Here is a 16,784-nt window from a genome sequence, read left to right as displayed (position 1 = left end):
AACGTGCAACACGTAGTCATATCAGAGGCACAAATGCGTAATAAAATGAAATGGGCGTTGATAGCGATGATCCTGAGCAGTGTAGTAAATGCCGCTGAGCGCGATTTTGTTCCCTCAGCACCGGCCCCGTCCCGGGTCTTTGGCTGGGTAGAAAAGGCCGTGATATTACCGGGCTATCTGGTGATGAATGCCAAGATGGATACCGGTGCTCTGACTTCCTCTCTGGATGCCAAAAAGCTGGAATCCTTTACGCGCAATGGCAAGGATTGGGTGCGTTTTGATGTCGAAGCACAGGATGACAATGACAAAGTAACCCGTCAGTCATTTGAACGGGAGATTGTGCGCGAAGTGACGCTGCGCGGTGCCGGTGGTAAAGATGATCGCCCGGTGGTGATGATGAAAATCTGTATCGGTGATCAGGTTTACGAAGAGCAGTTCACATTACGTGACCGCGGGGATATGAAATATCCGCTGCTGATCGGTCGCCGTACCATTCAGCATCTGGGGCTGATCGACGTCACCCGCCAGTTCACGGTGGAGCCGAAGTGTCCGGAGGCTTAATTAGCCAGCTGATCTGAAAAAAAGCCACATCAGAACAGGGATTATGATGTGGCTATTAAAGATGACGCTTACTTACGTGCTACACCAATAGTTTTCTCGCCTTTTCCAGCACATTCTCATCACTGAAGCCGAACAGCTTGAACAGCTGTTCCGCCGGTGCCGATTCGCCAAACCCGGTCATGCCAATCACTTCGCCGTCGAGGCCAGTGTAGCGTTGCCAGTAGTCGGCAATGCTGGCTTCAATCGCCAGTCGCGCACGAACGGCTTTCGGTAACACCAGCTCTTTGTATTCCGCCGATTGCTTGTCAAAGCGCTCGGTGCACGGTAGCGAAACTACGCGGACTTTTTTGCCTTCGGCCTGCAATGTTTTCGCGGCATTAACCGCCAAGCCCACTTCCGAACCGGTCGCCATGATGATGAGCTCTGGCGTGCCGTCACAATCCAGCAGGGTGTAGCCACCGCGTTCGATATCCTGAACTTGCTGGGTGGTTCTTGGCTGTTGCGTCAGGTTTTGTCTTGAGAATATCAGCGCACTCGGGCCATTCTGACGTTCAATCGCCGCTCTCCAGCTCACCGCAGATTCCACTTGGTCACATGGGCGCCAGGTTTCCATGTTCGGGGTCAGTCGCAGCGAGGCGAGCTGTTCCACTGGCTGGTGGGTCGGGCCGTCTTCACCTAAGCCGATGGAGTCATGGGTATACACAAAAATGGAGCGTTGCTTCATCAGCGCCGCCATGCGCACCGCATTACGCGCGTATTCCATAAACATCAGGAAGGTACCGCCGTAAGGAATAAACCCACCGTGCAGGGTGACGCCGTTCATGATGGCGGACATGCCAAACTCACGCACGCCATAGTGCATATAGTTACCCTGCGGTGTTGCTGCAGAGACATCCAGGGCGGAGGTGTGGCGGGTCAGATTGGACGGCGCCAAATCCGCGGAACCGCCGAGCAGTTCAGGTAAAATTTTCGCGTATTCATTCAGGGCTTTCTGGCTGGCCTGACGGGACGCGATATTGGCCGGATTAGCTTGCAGGTCAGCGATATAGGCATTGGCTTTGTCTGTCCAATCGGCCGTTAATGTGCCAGCACTACGACGCAGGAGTTCAGCCGCTTCCTGCGGGAACACTTCCTGATAGGCAGCGAACTGCTGTTTCCATTTTTTCTGAACCTGTTCGCCTTGTGCTTTTGCATCCCACGCCTGATAGATATCTTGTGGAATTTCAAACGGCGCATGCGGCCAGTGCAGAAACTCACGCACCTTGGTGATTTCGTCGTTCCCCAGCGGGGCACCGTGACAATCATGACTGCCGGATTTATTTGGTGAACCGTAACCAATGATGGTTTTACAGCAAATCAGCGTCGGCCGTTGCTGGTCTTTCTTCGCTTCTTTAATCGCCCGGTCAATCGCCTGCGGGTCATGACCGTCCACTGCGTCGATAACCTGCCAGCCGTAAGCGCGAAAGCGGGCGGGGGTGTCATCTGTAAACCAGCCATCCACATGCCCATCAATCGAGATACCGTTGTCATCCCAGAACGCAATCAGCTTACCCAGCTCCAAGGTTCCCGCCAGTGAACACACTTCATGCGAAATCCCTTCCATCAGACAGCCGTCGCCCATAAAGGCATAGGTGTAGTGGTCAACGATGTCATGGCCGGGTTTATTAAACTGTGCCGCCAGTGTTTTCTCCGCTAAAGCCATACCCACCGCATTGGCAATGCCCTGACCGAGCGGGCCGGTGGTGGTTTCGATACCCGGCGCATAACCGTATTCCGGATGGCCCGGCGTCTTACTGTGCAGCTGACGGAATTGTTTTAACTCGGCCAGTGGCAGGTCATAACCGGTGAGATGCAACAGCGAATACAGCAGCATCGAGCCATGACCGTTAGAGAGCACAAAGCGGTCGCGGTTGATCCAGGTTGGGTCAGTCGGGTTATGTTTTAAATGATGACGCCACAATACTTCAGCGATATCGGCCATGCCCATCGGCGCACCGGGGTGGCCGGAATTGGCCTGCTGTACGGCATCAACGCTGAGCATACGCACGGCGTTGGCAAGGGTTTTGGGGTCTAAACTCATCAGAAAGCTCCAGAAATCAGCAAAATAATTAAAAATCAGTGAAAGACTGCTTTGGAATAGAGTAAGCGGAAGAACTCACACAAAATTTCAGCGAGGAGTGGCATCCCTGTCGGATGACCCTCCGCGCCACGGAAGGCGCGGCGGAGCGTCCAGGGATGGATTCACAGCGTGTCAGGAGACAGGGATGCCACTCCGACAACACTCCGCTTTATTCTTCCGCTTACTAGCAAACTCAAGCCAGACGTGTTGCCAACAGCTGTTCTAACTTCACCTGATCGATAGCAAAGTTGCGAATGCCTTCGGCCAGCTTCTCGGTGGCCATCGCATCTTCATTGTGCTGCCAGCGGAACTCGGCTTCACTCAGCGGCGTTGGGCGTGGCAGACGCAGACCGTCATCAGCCAGCTGACGCACCAGCTCACCGGACTGCGCCTCCAGATCCTGCAACAGATTCGGGCTGATGGTCAGACGATCACAACCCGCCAGAGCCAGCACCTCTTCCGCACTGCGGAAGCTCGCGCCCATCACCACAGTCGGGTAGCCGTGCTGTTTGTAATACTGATAAATCGCTTTCACCGACTTCACGCCCGGGTCATTTTCGGCGGTGTAGCTTTGACCGGTTTTGGCCTTGTACCAATCCAGAATTCGACCGACAAACGGCGAAATCAGATAAGCACCGGCTTCGGCACAGGCACGGGCCTGCGCGAACGAAAACAGCAGCGTCAGGTTGCAGTTAATTCCTTCTTTTCCCAGCTGTTCGGCGGCACGAATACCTTCCCAAGTGGAAGCAATCTTAATCAGCACACGTGAGCGTGGAATGCCCTGATACTCATACAAACCAATCAGCTTGCGGGCCTTCTCGATGGTAGCGGCGGTATCAAAAGACAGGCGGGCATCGACTTCAGTGGAGATACGGCCGGGCACATGTTTCAGCACCTCACAGCCAATCGCCACAATCAGACGGTCGGCAGCTTCTTCAGTCTGCGTCGCCACATCGGAAGAAAGGGCACGCGCAGAGGTCACAATGCTGTCCAGCAACGACGCATACTCAGGCAAGGTCACGGCTTTGAGGATTAACGATGGATTGGTGGTGGCATCTTCCGGTTTAAACGCTTTGATGGCGGGTAACTCGCCGGTGTCGGCCACTACGGTGGTCACGATTCGCAACTGTTGTAATAAACTGCTCACAACGACTCCTTGTAAATGTAAGAGAAATCAGCAGGCGCTATGCAGTGACATAGCGCCGTTACAACTTAAACCGGGTCTAACGCGTCACCGTATCGTTCCGCATCTTTACGTTCGGATACGGACAGGCGTGCCGGTTGGTCAACCTTGATGATGAGGGTCAGGACACCGGCAAACAGGTATAAACCGGTGTAAATCCATACCACCCCGACGATATCGACAAAGGGCAGGGCAACAGAGGCGATAGCCGGAGCGACAAAGTTACTCAGGCCCGCAGACAGGTTATAAATGGAGATCGCCGCCCCTTTATGATGTGGTTCCAGTGCCGGAAACACAGCCGTCATAGGGACAAATGCGGCGACGGTAATACCAAACATAACGGCCGGGATCACGGCGATCCAGAAGTTATGGCCAAAGGTGACAGGCAGGTAATAGAAGGCCAGACTGGAGATGGCGCAACCCACACAACCGAACCAGCGCACCTGACGCATCCAGCCGATGTATTCGCCCAATACCCCCCACATCACGTTAGTGAAGATGGTGACAAAGAAGAATACGGCCCAGATCTGCAACCATTCAGACATGGTGAAATCCAGCCGGCCAACGAACAGCATTGGCATGATGACGGCGAAGCCGAACAGCGAAATGGTGTTGATGATGCGGATCAGGCAGGCCAGGAAAATATTCTTATTGGTATAAAGAATAGTGACGGCCCGGGTCAGCTCAGTGATCTTCTCTTTAGTGGTTAACTTGGCTTTTTCACTTTCCGCACCGACATTACGCAGGCAGAACATGGCAATCAGGCCGCCGACAATGACCCAGGCAATCGCAAACCATAAGGTGCCGCGTTCGCCCATATACGGAATGGAAAAGCTGGGCAGATAGCTGCCGATACAGCCGATACCGATGGAATACATCGCCCAGAACCAGCCCATGGCGGAAGAGACCTGATGTTTTGGTACGGTCTGTACAATCAGCATGACGAAGGAGTAGATGAACAGCGGATAGGCCAGCCCGCGGATGCCATAAAACAACAGCATCATCGGGAAATTTTTCAGGCCCAGCCCTAACTCCATAAACAAGACATGCATCACGACCCAGACACAGAACCCGATTTTCATGGCTTTCTGCGGGGTGATAATTTCCGCTACGACACCGGAACTCCAGGCGGCGATTGCGGCAGCCAGACCGTAAACGGTAAAGACCAGTGCGGATTGGGCCGGGGTAAAACCAAGGTCGGTAATATGTTTTGATAAAAACGCCATTTCAAAACCATCACCACTCATAAAAACTGCGACTGCGATATAGCCCCAGAACAGCATTTTGGGCAGACCAAACCAATTATTACTTTGTGATTGCATAGCAAAGCTCCTCTCACGCCCTGGCGTCAGATTTCGTTAGTTGGATAAACTGCGGTATAAACCCGCCCGTCCCGGGCGGGGATGACTGTTTAATTAAGCGTTTTTCTGGCCAGAACCTGCTGTTGATAGAGCAGGCGGAATTGGCTTAAGCGAGGCATCAGTTGCTGATGCCGGCCCGCATCCGGAATGTAGCGATGCTGGATGTCCGGTTTTTTGCAGACCTCCGCTTCAGCACCTCCGGTCGCTAACCAGCCGAGGCGTGCCGCGCCGAGTGCGCCACCGGCTTCTCCGCCAAGATGCGTGACAATTGGTAAATTAAGCGTGTCAGCGATGAGCTGGGCCCACCATGGGCTGCGGGAACCGCCGCCGATCAGTGAACACTCGTTGAGATGCGTACCCGCTTCCTCAAGCACTTTCAGCCCATCCGCGATACCAAAAGTCACCCCTTCCAGAACGGCATAGCCAAGCATGGCGCGATTAGTGGCATGGGTCAGACCGTGAAACGCACCAGTGGCCTGCGGGTCATTATGTGGCGTTCTTTCTCCTGACAGATAAGGCAGGAAGATCGGTGATTGTTGCTGTTCAGATAAACTGAGCGTCGCCACTTCCGACAACAAGGTTGTCTCATTGGTATTCAGCAGCTGACATAACCAGCGCAGCGCACTGGCCGCCGTCAGCATGACACTCATCTGATGCCAGCGGTGTGGCAGGGCATGACAAAACGCATGTACCGCAGACTGAGGGTTCGGACGATACTGGTCGTTGACCGCGAACAACACCCCCGATGTGCCCAGTGACACGAACGCATCGCCCGGTCTCACGGCACCGATCCCAACCGCACTGGCGGCATTATCACCACCACCACCGGCGATAATGACGTTATCTTTTAAGCCCCATTCACGGGCAATTTCGGCTTTAAGTGTTCCGGCTGGTTCACTGCCTTCGGCGAGACGTGGCATGTTATCCCGGGTCAGGCCACAGGCGGCCAGCAGGGAATCAGACCAGTCACGACGCGCCACATCGAGCCATAATGTGCCGGCAGCATCCGACATATCGCTGATCTTCTCGCCGCACATCATCCAGCGCAGATAATCTTTGGGCAGCAGAACGGTGTCGATTTGCTCAAAGATTTCCGGTTCATTCCGCGCGACCCACAGCAGTTTCGGCGCAGTAAAACCGGGCATGGCCAGGTTTCCGGCAATGTCGTGCAGCTCCTGCGCCTGCTCTGTTAACAGCCGGCACTCTTCGGCACTCCGCGTGTCGTTCCACAGGATCGCCGGGCGCAACACCTTGCCATCGCGGTTTAACAGGACCGCACCGTGCATCTGCCCGGATAAGCCGATGGATTTAATCAGTGACCAGCGATCCCCGATTTTATTCCGCAAACGGGATATCACCTGCTGTGTGGCTTGCCACCATTGCGCCGGATCCTGTTCCGACCAGTGAGGATGTGGGCGCTGCACGGTCAGTGGTTCGCCTGCGCTTGCGAGCAGGCTCCCATTCTCGTCAATCACCACCCCTTTAATTTCCGATGTTCCTGCATCAAGGCCCAAATACATGGCGGTCTTCCTTACTGGCTGACAACTAAATCGGTCGTTTGTTCTTTGATCCAGCTTCTGAGACTCTGCACGGTGTCACGCAGTAATCTTTCGAAGCTGGCTTTGGATGCCAGCGGGCCGAACAGCGCTTCATCACGGGCAAAGGCGGCCAGCGGATCGGCGGAGTTGAAACGGGCATGCATTTCTGCCGCATCCAGAATGCCGTCCTGATAGGTGTATGGCAGTTCGTTCTGATGCCAGCGTTCCATAAACAGGAAGAACAAAGCCGGTAACACGGTGGTGGCGCGTGGAATTTGATCCCGGTCGTAACACTCGAGCAGTGTCGGAGTGATGAAGCCCGGAATTTTGGACAGGCCATCCGCGGCAACGCGCTGGTTGGTGTCCTGGATATACGGATTACGGAAACGATCCAGAACCACATCACGGTATGCGTTCAGATCTAGTGGGCTTGGTGATAATGACGGAATGACATCCTGAGTGACATATTCCCAGGCCATTTCACAGATGGATTGTGTCTGGGTGCTTTCATGAATATAGCTCTGTCCGATCAGGGTACCGGCCCAGGCGATGCAGCTGTGGCTGGCATTCAGAATGCGGATTTTCGCTTCTTCCCATGGCAGAACGGATTGCACCATTTCCACGCCGACATTTTCCAGCGCCGGACGGCCGGCAATGAAATCATCTTCGATGACCCACTGAATAAACGCTTCACCCATCAGCGGCGCCAGATCTTTGAAACCTGTTTTTTCTGCCACCCGGGGTGCAATGTCAGCAGTCGGACGCGGTGTAATACGGTCAACCATGGTATTCGGCGAGGTGGTGTAATTTTTCACCCAGTCCAGTAACGGCATATCGCCTTTCAGTGCCAGGAAGGCCAGAAAACCATTACGGAAACGTTCGCCGTTGTGGCGCAGGTTATCGCAGTTCAGCAGTGTGACCGGACCGGCTTTGCGTTTAATGCGCTGGCGGAGGATGCGTTCCAGGGTGCCGTAAATGGTGCGGGCTTCACCTTGCAGGTCAGCCTGAATATCCGGATTTTTCGGATCGAGTCTGTGCTCGGTATCCAGATAGTAACCACCTTCGGTCACGGTAAAGCTGATGACGCCGGTTTCTGCATCGGCGCCCTGATTCACCAGCGCTGTCAGCTGTTCATCCCATGGCAGCACTTTTTTCACCGAAGTAATGCGTTCGTATTTACGTTCACCGGCCGGTGTCACGGTTTCCAGTATGTATTCACCGTGTTGTTTTTCCAGTGCCGAAAGCAGCGCATTCGCATCGCCACGGATATTGCCGAGCGCGATGGACCAGCGTGTATCACCCTGCATCAGTAAGCGGTGCAGATACCATGCCTGATGCGCCCGATGGAAAGAACCGGCACCGATATGCATCCATACATGTTTCTTTTGATTATCCATGTTTAACTCCTTCATCTTGTGTTTGATTGTTTGCCCTTTTCTTGGGCTTTTGCTCTCGTTGAATGTAGATTATTTGAATATTTGCCCATTAACTGGTCTTTTGATCACACTTTTTGAAATAAACTGAATTCCCTGCACTCTTCGGGGTAAAATTCATGAAAATAAGCGGGGCGGTCGCAGGGGATAAGATGAGCAGACATGACAAAAAGTTGGATCAGGCGGCCCGGGCGGCCTGGCTGTATTACGTGGCAGGAAAAACACAGAATGAGATCGCTGATATCATTGGTGTTTCGCGTCAGGCTGCGCAACGGCTGGTGGCGCTGGCATCGGAACAGCAAATCGTCACGGTCAGTATTTCTCATCCGATTGCGGACTGTATGGACCTCGCCTCCCGCCTGCAGAAACGGTTCGGATTAGCCGAATGTCATGTTGTGCCATCGGGAGGGCTGGATGAGGACTCGGTGAGCCGGATGATCGCTGTTTCCAGCGCCGAGGTCATGGCGCAATATTTACGGCAGGAAGAACCGCAGATTGTTGCGGTGGGTTCTGGTCGTATGCTGCGATCTTCGATTGATGCACTGCCCGAATTAGACCGTCCTCAGCATGTTTGTGTTTCCCTGATCGGGGCGATTGCTTCCGATGGTTCATGTACCCGGTATGACGTTCCTCTGCGCATGGCGGAAAAGACACAGGGGAAGTATTTTATCCTGCCGGCACCGATGTTTGCGGACAGCAAAGAAGATGGCGAGTTATGGCGCAGTCACCGTCTTTACCGGGCGGTCATTGATAAATCCGAGCAGGCGGATGTGGCATTTATTGGTATCGGACAAGTAAATGAAAACTGCCCGTTATGCGAAGACGGATTCATTTCCGCTGAACAGTTGGCCATGCTGCAACAGGCCAATGTGGTGGCTGAAGTTCTGGGGCATTTTCTGGCCGACGATGGCAGCCGGGTTGACTGTGAACTGAACCCGCGTTTAACCAGCGGGTTGTTACAACCGCAGACCCATAAAAACATCATTGCGTTTGCGGGTGGTAAAGAAAAACACCGGGCCATCCGCGCGGTCTTAAACGGCAGCTGGATTTCTGGTCTGGTGACGGATGAGGATACGGCGAATTACCTGCTGAGTGCCGGCTGATCGCCATACCGGATTGCGGGAATAGCATGTCCCGCACTGACCGGCTACGCCGTCTGCACTACCGCCAGTTTGGCGCGGATAAACTCGGGGTGATCCAGATAAATCAGATCGGCCACCTGACGGATCACCGCTTCTTCCTGCGGGTCCAGATGTCCGTCGGCGTAGGCAACCTGCCACATTGCTTTGATCAGCTCGAATCGTTCTGCCTGCTCTAATGCCCTTAATTTATTGGTAAAATCAAACAAAGAGATGGCATTTTCACTTTTATGCCGGGCTTGTGCCAACAGCGCTCTGGCCGCAGCATCATCGATTTCCAGCAGGTGGTTAAGCAGATGAATTTTGGCTTTTTCTTCTCTGGCATCGTAATGATTATCTGCCCGTGATACCTCGCACAGCAACGAAGCCGTCGCCAGCTGAACCGCTGCGGTTTCGGCGGCACCGCTGCCATTATTGCCGGACATAACTTCCCGGAACAGCGAACGTAATAGAGCAAGCATAACTGACCTCACAACTGATTCATCCCTCTCATCATCTGAGCTGTGATCGCAGAAATCAAGTGAACAGTGGTGTTAGCAGTATTTCTGCCGAGTGGCAGTTCATGACGCCCGCTGATTTTTTTATCTTACAGTTCTTACCAGTCGTACCAGACCTTTGTTGAGCTTGTTACTCCAACTGTCATAACCATAGTCCGACGCTATGCCCCAGGCATAGGCACCGTCAGAAATCACCGGAGAGATCGACCAATACCAGTAAGATGGTGTATTGGGAAATGCATGGATATTCACTGCCGGATAATTACATTGCCGGTTAGACAGTGTCCGTAACTCTTTTATTGTCGGTAACCGCCAGTCGTTGTATCCGGCCAGTTTTTTCCCTCGTTGCTCTTCTGCGTATAACAATGCCTGTTGCCAGTTCATTCCGGTTGCCTTTCCCTGTAAACAATCCTTACCAGACAAGCCTGCCGGGCAGTTCTGCCACACTAGATTGGTCCGGAAATCAGTAACGGTTCCATCTCTGTTGATCTGATAACGGCTATCAGGGGTATCAGCTGGCGTATGTTCATAATCGCAGGTTTGTGCATAGACAGTCAGCGTATGACCAGCCAGCGTGCTGAGTAATAACCAGAATAAACGCTTCATGCTATTTTCTTTCCCTGACTAAACGGACATGTAGTAAATTTTGTTTATTATCCCAGTCGCTCCCACCGCCTTTGAAATAAACATCCCATGCATTGGCAGGCAGTGTCGCAACAGGCACTGACGTCCAGTACGCAGCGGCCACTGTTTCCGGAAAATACCGGGTATCGATAGCCGGTGCTGATTCATTCAGGTTTGTAATACTGCTCAGTTCATCCACATTTGGCATCCGCCAGTCATGGTAGTCACAAAGACCTTGTTGATTAAGGGCTGAAACATAACCGGAGGTATCACAGTCACTACCTTCGCAGTGACCACCATTTTTTATGCCGACAAAACCGGCATTGATTTTCTGATTTTCCTGATACCAGGTATATGTGGAGTCTTTATTCTGAAGACCTGACGTTGTTTTTATTTCCCAGATAAGCCCTGTGACATTGTCCCGCACACATGACCACTCTTTGGCGTCTGAGGATAAGTCATGCCCATCTTTATCCAATTTGGTGAAACTAAAGCCTGCATGTCCGTCATTGTCATTCGCATCCGTCATATCACGTCCGCTTTCATGCTGCCCTGGGAAACCGGTCACCGGGCACTGTAACCGGGTGTGCTGATTATCAGCGCAGGAGGTGATCCCTGTGTCGTTTCTTTCGATTTGGGGTTTCGCAGCATTATCGCCGCACCCGGATAAACTAATGCAGCTAAGCCCTGCCAGCAGCAAACCATACCGTGTCATTGTCATATTATTTTTATCGTAAAAGTGAATACCTGAAATGAATGGGCCCTCTGTAAGGGCATCCTCAATAGGGTATCGAATAAAGGGTTCATATGAAACTAAAAATATAAGGAGGTAAAAAAGCAAGAGATTTGACTCTATTGAATCCTTATTGTAAACTCCGCAGTTGTCTCAAATGACAACGTTATTTTTAAAACAAAACAATAAGGATAGAGCATGCGGATCAAACATCACTGGCTGCTGGCCGCGATACTGGCCAGCGGACTTCCGACAGGTGCGCTCGCACAAAATTCAACAGGATATTCTGAGCCCTCCTTTTATAACCTGTTTCCTGAGCAACTGCTGGCAAATGGTTCTGTTATTTCTTCTGAACTGACAGATCTGTCAGCTGCATTGCAGCAATATAAAACGGCACATGACCCACTGCAGACAAAAGCAATTGAGGGTTTTCTGAACTCTCATCCTCATTCTGCCTGGGCCAATTCCCTCTGGCTGAACCTGGGCTTGATCTATCAGCAAGCAGGTCGTTATTCCGATGCTTTGCAGGCATATGACAAAGCATCAACCGGTATTTCGGTATTAGAAAATCATGATATGGCTGTGCTTAGCGATCGTATTTACGCGGCTCGTCTGTCATTGCATACCCAGCTAGGTCATCAGAAACAAGTTGAAGCTTTATTAAAACAAACGGTCTCTCATCAGTCTGGTATTGCAGATGCTGTCATTGCACAGGCTAAAAGCGGTCTGTGGGAAATGCAGAATAATCCTCAGGAGTCATTCCGTTGTGGTTCTGTGGCCCTGACTGAACTTCTGCGGCAGAGTGGATTATCCGGCAGTCAGCAGCCTCTACTCCTGCCCGCGCCGAAAGACGGTTTTTCTCTGGCTGAGCTGCAAAGCATCGCCCATAAACATGGTTTGCAGGCCAGCGTCATTAATACAAACGATCAGATCCCGGTTCCGTCTGTGGTGCATTGGAAGTCAGGCCATTTTGCAGCGATACTGGCTAAAAATGGCGACCATTACACCATTGCTGACCCGATATCAGGCCAGAATAATGAAATGACGGCCGCCAGCATTCTGCGTGAATCCAGCGGTAATTATCTGGTTGATAAAAAACTATCCGGTACTGGTAAGTTAGTTGATCCGACTGCTGCAAAAACGATCCGTGGTGCAGGATATACGGGAAGCAGTGATAGCACCGCGACCTCGGCGTCAGACACTAAAGACTGTAATGATTCATGTGATGGTTCCGGCAGCTCTAAAGGTATGCCTCATTATGCTGTCACCTCCATGCTGGTTAGTCTGAACATTACCGACACACCAGTTGGCTACAAAGCGAGTGTTGGCCCTGATGTAAATTTCACGTTGACTTACAACCAACTGGAAGCAACGCAACCTGCCACTTTCACCTTTTCCAACCTGGGCCAGAAGTGGAGCCACAACTGGCTGGGTTGGGTGCAGGATAACCCTAACAGCATCGGCAATAGCGTAAAAGTCATGCTGACCGGCGGCGGTTCCCGCACAGAACGGAGTTATAACCGCAGTAGCGGTGAATTCACGGCTGAATCTACGGATGGAATGCAGGTGTTAATATATATCCATCCGTGATGCCAGGTTCTTTTCAGCAAGAGTTAATAAATAGCGGATCTGTCGAGTCATTTAATTGGTATGGACAAAAAAATGAAGAAATTAATAATATTCTTTTTCTTTATTGTACTTATCTGTGTTTTTTCAATAACGGGATATGATATTGAAATTACAAAAAAAACAAATATGTATCAATCAGCTGAAAACGAGCCATTTGATAAAATGGTGAAAATTGCCGCCTTAGACAAAGGTGTTGTAGTCAATGTATTTGGTTGTTTTGACGACAAAACAGATATGTATTTTTATGTAAGAAATCAGAAAAACTACGGATATATATATGACTTTAACTTTTATTCCATAAAAAATTGGACAATCACATTAGATAAAGCCAAGTACTTTTTTAAAGAGCCATTAGCAAATATTCAGTGTTTAATTATGGTTTCTAGATTTTCAAATTAATTCATAGGGTGATCTCCAAGCCTTCCCAAGACAAGAAGGTCACCCTGTTAAATAAGACTCTCCCTCTTCATCAAAACTGCACACCCCACGCAAGATTATCATCTTGCAGAAAAAACCAATAAAAACAGTAACCTAACAGCGACGAATTTGTGACAGCATGTTGTAAATAAATGAACGTGCCTAATGCCGTGTCGGATTTAGTGCTTTCTCGTCTGGGTCTTAGTGCTGCATTTAGCACTATTACTGGCATGAGCCTGTTTAACAGTTATATCAATGGCCGAAACACCTATTACTGGGATAAAACGGCCATGAAAGAAGGCGCCGGTGATTATACCAAGGCGCTGATTCATCACTGGCTGCACGATACACACAACACCAGTGTGACCGCGGCGGTTCATGAAAGTATCAAATATCCGCTGGAAAACCGGATTTGGTTTAACTATCCCAATCAGGGCTGGGGTGGTGCAACCGGTGCTTTAGATAAACCATCAATTATTGGCCGAGTGCTGGATGATGGACGTACACAACTGACCAAAATCAGTTACAACAGCATTGGTAAAGTGACGCGATACACCGATCCTGTCGGGCGTGTTACTACCATGACCTATGCCGATAACCAGCAGGATTTAACAGCTGTTTCTCAGGGTGGTAAACAGATCGCGGCTTACACCTGAAATGAACAGCATCTCCCGCTGACCTATACCAATGCGGCAGGTCAGACGACTACCATGACCTATAACGATAACGGCCAGCTCACCAGTGTGACTAATCCGTTAAGTGAAACTACCCGTTATACCTATGATGAAAGTGGTCACCCGATCAACGTCATCAACCCGAAAGGTAAAGTGGCCACGCAATACACTTACGATGATGTTGGTCGTGTGGCAACCACCACAGATGCACTGGGGTATACCGTCAGTTATGAATATGACAAGCTGGATCGTCTGGCAAAGACCACCTACCCTGATGGTACTGCCCGTACTTACACCTGGGATAAACTCAATGTCAGCAGTGCGCAGGATCGTTTAGGCCGTACAACCCAATATGACTATGACGAACTGGGCCGTCTGGTATCAGAAACTGATCCGATGGGACGTGCCGTTCAGTATGGTTATTATGAAAACGGCCGTCTGAAAACCCTGACGGATGCCATGGGTCGCGCCACCTCGTGGACCCGCGATATTGAAGGCCGCGTAACCCGTAAATCCCTGCCGGATGGATCTGCCACCAGTTTTGATTACGACAACAGCAGTCGTCTGATCAGTCAGACCGACCCGCTCGGTCAGGTCAAAAACCTGAACTATACCGCCGATGACAAAATTGCGGCCATCAGCTACAGCAATGCTCAAAATGCCACATTGGCGGTATCATTCAGCTATGACAGCTCCTTCCCGTTGTTAACCAGCATGACCGATGGCACCGGCAAAACCACCTATGCCTACGGCGATATTGGCGCAGCCGGTGCTTTGCATCTGGTAAAAGAGACACCGGCAGGTAAACAGCAGCCCGTCACTTATAGCTACGATGCGGCAGGACGCGTGCTTAACCGTACCACCGGTGATAATACCGATGCCTGGCAATACGATAGCTTAGGCCGTGTCGCGCAGCTGACCAACGCGCTGGGTGTCTTTGACTATGCCTATCTGGGTGATACCGCTCAGGTGCGCAGTGAAGCCTTGCAGCACTCACCATGGCGCACTGACTATGTGTATGGCGGCAATCAGCTCGACCGTCAGCTGCTGGCCATCACTCACCCGCGGAAACTCATCGGTGCAAAATCCATCTTCACCTTCCACGATGAAGAGGGCCGTCTGCTGCGGCGTCACGACTGGCCACAGGGTCAGCACGACCATTATGAGTATGACAATGCCGACCGTTTAACATCGGTGAAGCAGGGTAAATGGCTGGGAGACCGGGGGCATAATGACCATGGCTTCTGGAGTAAACCACCGTTCGGTAAAACCACCTTTGACTATGATGATGCCGATAATATTCTCAGCATCACCAAAGGGCGTAGACAGACCACCTTTACGGCAAATGATGCCAATCAGGTGGTGACCGAAAACAACCAGAGCTACAGTTATGATGCCAACGGCAACCTGCTGGATGATGGTCGTTTCACCTACACCTGGGATGCGGAAAACCGTCTGCTGAGTGCGACCAACAAAACCAGCGGTGCAGTCAGTTCGTTTACCTATGACGGATTGTCCCATCGTATCAGTAACACCGAAACCATCAAAGACCGTGCCGGTAACAGTCAATCAACCACTATTTATTACCAGTGGTGTGGCGATAAACTTTGCATGGCGATGGACAGCACCGGCGCAGTCATCGAACGCTATTATGTGCAGGGTGAGCAAATCAACGGGCAAAATCGCTATTACGCCACTGATAAACTCGGCAGTGTGATGCAGGTCGTGAATGCGAATGGTTCCTTACTGGGCGAGTCGCGCTATGATGCCTATGGCAAACGTGAGCTGGCGACAGGTATTCAGCCACGCTTTGGTTATGCCGGTATGTTCCGTCATGAACCAACCGGTCTGAACCTGATGCTGTATCGGGCCTATAATCCACAAACCAGCCGCTGGTTAAGCCGTGACCCGATTGGGGAAAACGGCGGACTGAATATTTATGGGTATGTGGGGGGTGATCCGATTGGTTATAGTGACGAGACGGGATTAAATCGGGAGATCATTGTTTGGAGCCCAATGCTACATGATCCTGGTTCATGGTTTGGTCATGTATCTTCTGTTAGCGGTGATGGAACAAATAACTCTTTTGGACCAAATGGTTGGGATACAACCTTTCCAACCAAGGATAAGTATATAAATAGACAAACCATTAAGAATGGTCGTACTGGTTGGGGACTAGAGATTGGACTTACTCCTACTCAAGATAAGCAGTTTGATCAATGTATGTATCAAGAAAAACAAAGCCACCAAGAATACGATAAACTGTTCAACAATTGCACTACAAGAGCCCAAGCCTGTCTTTGGAGGGTAGGCGTTAATTTCCAACTTTCCGTTACACCTAATGGTGTTATGCAGAGCCTTTTGGATGCGAATGTAGTAGATCGTGTTAAACTTTATTCGGGCAAAAAAGAATGAGGAAAAAAACGACCGTTTTTATCGGATTGATAATTATCCTAGTCTTATTCCTTGAATATATATTGGGGAGCAACTGGCATTTCACAACATCAGAGAGATTGATTGTCTATCAGAGAAATGATTTGCCGTTAGATAAATCGCCAATAGTAGCCAAGATGAAAAAAGCGGATTCCCTAGTCGTGGAAAAATGTTTTTTCGACAAAGATGACGCCTATATGCTCGTCAAAACAAATGATGGCATCACTGGTTATGCATTTGAAACAAGACAGTTTTATATCAACGACTGGATGTTTCCTTCTTTCATTTTCTCAAAGGATAAATTTATACGAAATTTGACTTGCTGGAGGCTCATCGGTCAATTTGGCTTAAAATAACAGGGCGTTTGACCCGCTCGAACCAGTATGAGGTACCCAGAAGGGTCGCTAATGCGGCCCTTCGTTCAGATAAAACCGGATCTGCGG

14 protein-coding genes are annotated in these 16,784 nt (G+C 50.8%); 6 read left to right on the top strand and 8 right to left on the bottom strand.

The genetic code is table 11. The annotated features are described in order from the left end of the window. The first annotated feature begins 33 nt into the window (after window positions 1-33). A complete protein-coding gene (gene rloA3 / locus TOLA_RS15855) occupies window positions 34-561 on the top strand; it encodes a retropepsin-like aspartic peptidase RloA3 (RefSeq protein WP_015880127.1) in 528 nt (175 codons plus the stop codon). A gap of 79 nt (window positions 562-640) precedes the next feature. On the opposite strand, the gene tkt is transcribed toward rloA3, so the two are convergent. From tkt to dalD, 5 genes are all read right to left on the bottom strand, one after another. Continuing rightward, on the bottom strand, window positions 641-2,641 hold the full coding sequence (tkt, locus tag TOLA_RS15850) for a transketolase (RefSeq protein ID WP_015880126.1): 2,001 nt from the start codon (window positions 2,639-2,641) through the stop codon (window positions 641-643). A 232-nt stretch (window positions 2,642-2,873) separates the two neighbouring features. Then, complete coding sequence (tal, locus tag TOLA_RS15845; RefSeq protein WP_015880125.1) at window positions 2,874-3,827, bottom strand: transaldolase; 954 nt, start codon at window positions 3,825-3,827, stop codon at window positions 2,874-2,876. A 65-nt stretch (window positions 3,828-3,892) separates the two neighbouring features. Beyond that, window positions 3,893-5,185, bottom strand: a complete 1,293-nt coding sequence (locus tag TOLA_RS15840) for an MFS transporter (RefSeq protein WP_015880124.1) — start codon at window positions 5,183-5,185, stop codon at window positions 3,893-3,895. A gap of 89 nt (window positions 5,186-5,274) precedes the next feature. After that, window positions 5,275-6,744 carry a xylulokinase gene (gene xylB, locus TOLA_RS15835; RefSeq protein WP_015880123.1) on the bottom strand — a complete coding sequence of 490 codons (1,470 nt, stop codon included), beginning with the start codon at window positions 6,742-6,744 and terminating at the stop codon, window positions 5,275-5,277. Window positions 6,745-6,755: 11 nt separating this feature from the next. After that, window positions 6,756-8,159, bottom strand: a complete 1,404-nt coding sequence (gene dalD, locus TOLA_RS15830; RefSeq protein ID WP_015880122.1) for a D-arabinitol 4-dehydrogenase — start codon at window positions 8,157-8,159, stop codon at window positions 6,756-6,758. A gap of 188 nt (window positions 8,160-8,347) precedes the next feature. On the opposite strand from dalD, the gene TOLA_RS15825 reads away from it, so the two are divergent. After that, the gene (locus TOLA_RS15825; RefSeq protein WP_015880121.1) at window positions 8,348-9,298 is read left to right on the top strand and encodes a sugar-binding transcriptional regulator; all 951 of its coding nucleotides are present in this window, start codon (window positions 8,348-8,350) and stop codon (window positions 9,296-9,298) included. A gap of 44 nt (window positions 9,299-9,342) precedes the next feature. Here the strand turns inward: TOLA_RS15825 and TOLA_RS15820 are convergent, their stop codons facing one another. The 3 genes from TOLA_RS15820 to TOLA_RS15810 all read right to left on the bottom strand — a co-directional run bounded on the left by TOLA_RS15820 (window position 9,343) and on the right by TOLA_RS15810 (window position 11,176). Continuing rightward, window positions 9,343-9,795 (bottom strand): tellurite resistance TerB family protein, encoded by a 453-nt coding sequence (locus TOLA_RS15820; RefSeq protein WP_015880120.1) that lies wholly within the window; start codon window positions 9,793-9,795, stop codon window positions 9,343-9,345. A 120-nt stretch (window positions 9,796-9,915) separates the two neighbouring features. Continuing rightward, window positions 9,916-10,437: an Lcl C-terminal domain-containing protein gene (locus tag TOLA_RS15815; RefSeq protein ID WP_015880119.1), complete on the bottom strand. Its 522-nt coding sequence runs from the start codon at window positions 10,435-10,437 to the stop codon at window positions 9,916-9,918. 1 nt (window position 10,438) lies between these two features. After that, on the bottom strand, window positions 10,439-11,176 hold the full coding sequence (locus tag TOLA_RS15810) for an Lcl C-terminal domain-containing protein (RefSeq protein WP_083757783.1): 738 nt from the start codon (window positions 11,174-11,176) through the stop codon (window positions 10,439-10,441). Between the two features lie 210 nt (window positions 11,177-11,386). Between TOLA_RS15810 and TOLA_RS15805 the strand changes: the two genes are divergently transcribed. The 4 genes from TOLA_RS15805 (at window position 11,387) to TOLA_RS15790 (ending at window position 16,323) form a co-directional block, all read left to right on the top strand. Next, on the top strand, window positions 11,387-12,778 hold the full coding sequence (locus tag TOLA_RS15805; protein ID WP_015880117.1) for a tetratricopeptide repeat protein: 1,392 nt from the start codon (window positions 11,387-11,389) through the stop codon (window positions 12,776-12,778). A 72-nt stretch (window positions 12,779-12,850) separates the two neighbouring features. Then, window positions 12,851-13,216 carry a hypothetical protein gene (locus TOLA_RS15800; RefSeq protein ID WP_015880116.1) on the top strand — a complete coding sequence of 122 codons (366 nt, stop codon included), beginning with the start codon at window positions 12,851-12,853 and terminating at the stop codon, window positions 13,214-13,216. Window positions 13,217-13,386: 170 nt separating this feature from the next. After that, window positions 13,387-13,890 (top strand): hypothetical protein, encoded by a 504-nt coding sequence (locus tag TOLA_RS15795; protein WP_015880115.1) that lies wholly within the window; start codon window positions 13,387-13,389, stop codon window positions 13,888-13,890. A 54-nt stretch (window positions 13,891-13,944) separates the two neighbouring features. Then, window positions 13,945-16,323, top strand: a complete 2,379-nt coding sequence (locus tag TOLA_RS15790) for an RHS repeat-associated core domain-containing protein (protein WP_015880114.1) — start codon at window positions 13,945-13,947, stop codon at window positions 16,321-16,323. The last annotated feature ends 461 nt before the right edge of the window (window positions 16,324-16,784 follow it).

Origin of the sequence: Tolumonas auensis DSM 9187, from assembly GCF_000023065.1 — a bacterium.
Classification (GTDB): Bacteria; Pseudomonadota; Gammaproteobacteria; order Enterobacterales; family Aeromonadaceae; genus Tolumonas; species Tolumonas auensis.
This window is presented reverse-complemented; position numbering and strand designations above follow the sequence as displayed.